This is a genomic window from Vibrio sp. 811 (genome assembly GCF_033339195.1).
In genome coordinates, this window is record NZ_JAWOUB010000388.1 from 1 (window position 1) to 714 (window position 714).

Here is a 714-nt window from a genome sequence, read left to right on the forward strand (position 1 = left end):
GAACTCGGACAATTGGTCTTCAAATATGCGGATCGTATGTTTGGTTTAAGCTATGAGATGCTTGATATTGTGAACTACAGTCAGCACTCCAACATTTTGTTTGAAGTTGGTGTAGCCGATGCGCTGTCAAAACGGCTAGTTAGTAAAGTACTGATGACAACCGTGCCTGAAGACAACAGTATCCACTTACGTTGTTACGAGTCGACGCACGAACTGTTATTAGAACGGCTATCGCAGCACAAGTTGGATATGATTCTTTCTGATTGCCCGGTGGACTCGACGCAAAGCCCAGGCCTTTATAGTAAGAAGCTTGGCGAGAGTAGCATGAGTTTCTTTGCATCTTCTGACATTCCAGACGTCAAGTTCCCTGAAATTTTGGAAAAGAAAAAGCTGTTGATCCCAGCAAGTCGAACGGCGATGGGGCGAAAAGTCATTCAATGGTTTGATCGCCAAGGATTACAACCTGATGTCTTGGGAGAGTTTGATGACGTCGCGTTGATGAAAGCCTTTGCGAGATACCGTGATGATGTGATCTTTTTGGCGCCGACGGTTTACATGTCAGAAATCGAAGATGACCGCAGCCTACAGTTGATCGGTCATGTTGAGGATTTGAAAGAAGAGTATTACGTTATTTTCGCCGAGCGAATGATTCAGCATCCTGCGGTAAAAAACGTATGTGATGCTGATTTCAGTCAAATGTTTGAGTAAACCCGT

At 44.4% G+C, this 714-nt stretch carries 1 protein-coding gene; it reads left to right on the top strand.

Going from position 1 to position 714, the window contains the following annotated elements; genetic code table 11:
* On the top strand, positions 1 to 708 hold a 708-nt coding region (gene nhaR, locus R7Q46_RS27050), incomplete at its 5' end, for a transcriptional activator NhaR (RefSeq protein WP_318078241.1).
* Between the last annotated feature and the right edge of the window lie 6 nt (positions 709 to 714).